The following is a 2,449-nucleotide window of genomic DNA, read 5'->3' as shown; positions in this document are numbered from 1 at the left end:
ACATCGTGATCGACGCGGTGTCGCGTCAATGGACGCTTCGCTTCGGTACCGAGACGGAAACCTGCCTGTTCAATCTGCGTACGGCGCCGGCGGACGAGCCTCCGCCGATCGAGGGTGTGGTCGGGCCGAAGCCGTTGGGAAGGAGAGGGGTGTTTTCCGCCCGCTCCCCCGACGGGAGCATGAGGTAGGCCGATGTCGGACCCGCAATACAGCCATGGTATCGAGAACGAGGCAACGATCGGCGGCGCCGAGCGGCGACGCGGAATAGGCGTTGGACGGCCGCTGGCGCTGCTGGCGGCGCTCTTCGCTGTTGGGGTTGTGCTCTATCTGGCTTTCTCGACGCCGCCTGAGAAGGTCGCCACGAACCAGTCGGAACCCGAGACTTTCGCCCCAGTGCAAGCGCCGGAGAGTCCGGGCTTCAACACTCCGCCACCGCCGCCGCCGATCCCGACCGTGGTGGTGCCGGAGGCACCGCCACCCCCTCCACCGCCACCGCCTGTGCAACAGGCAGAGTTGCCGCCCGTGCTGGATCAGCCGGTCGATTGCTCGAACGGAAACAATCCGGACAACCCGAAGTGCATAGAACTGGAACGCCAGCGGAAGTTGCTCGAGCGCGTGAAGGCGAATGCGATGGTCTATGACCAGTCGCGTGGTCAGCAGGGCACGGATGTGGCGCAGGCGTCCGTGCAGCCGGCTGGCAACGAGCAAGGAATAGCCAGCCTGAATGGGGGAGAAGATTTCCCCGGACAGGGTGGTGCGGGAGTGAGTCGCCGCGACGGCACGGGCGGAGACGCCAACAGGGCCTTTCTGGCGGCGATGGGGAGCCAGGACGTCACGGTTTCGCGGGCAGTGAAGAACAATCGCACCGATGCCTGGATCGCGCAGGGCACCATGAGCAGGGGTACGCTGGAAACGGCGATCAACTCGGACCTCGCCGGCATGGCAAAGGCAATCGTCCGAGACGACGTCTACTCCTTCGACGGGCGCCGCATCCTGATCCCGGCCGGTTCGAGCCTGATCGGCGACTACAAGGCTGACATTCAGCAGGGCCAGGAACGCGTTTTCATCGTCTGGACGCGCATGATCCGCGGCGACGGGGTCTCGGTCCAGCTCGGTTCGTTCGGAACGGACCGGCTCGGGCGATCGGGCATGACAGGGAAGGTCGACCGGAAATATTGGGAACGCTTTGGGCCGCCGGCGCTGCTCACGATGATCGGCGGGGCGGCGCAATATGTGGCGACGCTCGGAAATCCGAACCGCAACAACGACATCACAATCGTCAATCCGGATGGCACCGTGACGCGCATACCTCAGAACAGCAACGCAACGCCCGAACAGCAAGCGCGCGGCATTGCGGCCCAGACGATAGCAGCCGGCATCCAGCAGATGGCCGCGGAAGCTTTCGGCAATACCAAGGATATCAGGCCGACGATCCATATCGACCAGGGGTCGGACATCAACGTGTTCGTGACGCGTGATCTCGATTTCTCCGATTTGTACGCTGACCCAATCGTAGAAGAATTCGAGCGGCTGAAGAGGTCGAGGCGAGCGGGCAGGTGAAGATGGAGTCTGCCAGCGACACGCCGCGCCATGTGCCGGCCGACCCCAAGGTGGTGACGCCGCTCAAGAAAGTCGATGCCACAACCAGCCGGAGGGATATCGACCTTCACTGGCTTGGCGAGGCGCTGAAGCCGATCAGAACGTACCTCGATGATCCGGAGGTGGTCGAAATCTCCTGCCAGAAGCCGGGGGAGCTGTGGCTGGAGAAAGGCGGCAGCCTAGTGATGCAGAAGATCGAGGAACCGGCGCTCACCGAATATGCAGTCGAGAACATGGCCGTGCGATCCGCTGCTTTGACGGCTCAGGTGATCAACCGCGAAAACCCGCTGCTGTCGGCCGTCCTGACCGGCGGCGAGCGCGTCCAGTTCGTGCTTCATCCGACCTCCGCCACTGGCCATGCGTTTTCGATCCGCAAGCAGTTCATCCGGCGGCTGTCGCTGGAGGATTACGAGAAGCGAGGCGCCTTCGACCATGTGAAGGTGACGGGAGACGACGATATCGATGAGGTCGACCGAGAATTGTCAGCCTTGCTGCGCAGCCGGCAGGTGCGCAAATTCCTGGAACTCGCGGCGTCGGAGCATCGTTCCATGCTCGTGTCGGGCGGCACCTCATCGGGCAAGACGACATTCTTGAACACGATGCTGACGGCAATTCCCATGCAAGAGCGCTTCGTTCTGATGGAGGACACGCGCGAGCTAGAGCCGCGGCAGGAAAACGTGGTGTCGCTTCTGGTTTCGAAAGGAGATCAGGGCGAGGCGAAGGTGTCGATGGCCGACTTGCTGGCGACTGCGCTGCGCCTGCGCCCGGACCGGATTTTCATGGGGGAGTTGCGCGGCCCGGAGGCTTTTGACTTCCTGAACGCGATCAATACGGGCCACCCCGGTTCCAT

The 2,449-nt window shown here is 63.1% G+C and carries 2 protein-coding genes and 1 pseudogene; all 3 read left to right on the top strand.

The features are described 5' to 3' along the window. Positions 1–188, top strand: a pseudogene (locus tag ACODTY_RS23800) (hypothetical protein); the annotation flags it as partial. A gap of 4 nt (positions 189–192) precedes the next feature. Next, on the top strand, positions 193–1,560 hold the full coding sequence (virB10, locus tag ACODTY_RS23795; protein ID WP_488996644.1) for a type IV secretion system protein VirB10: 1,368 nt from the start codon (positions 193–195) through the stop codon (positions 1,558–1,560). A gap of 2 nt (positions 1,561–1,562) precedes the next feature. Then, a partial coding sequence (gene virB11, locus ACODTY_RS23790; RefSeq protein ID WP_488996645.1) for a P-type DNA transfer ATPase VirB11 occupies positions 1,563–2,449 on the top strand: 887 nt, incomplete at its 3' end.

It is taken from the genome of Mesorhizobium sp. FG116, assembly GCF_057809835.1.
This window is presented reverse-complemented; position numbering and strand designations above follow the sequence as displayed.

Excerpts from the sequence above, each read along its gene's own strand:
- virB10 (WP_488996644.1), top strand. The coding sequence starts at position 193 with ATGTCGGACCCGCAATACAGCCATGGTATCGAGAACGAGGCAACGATC.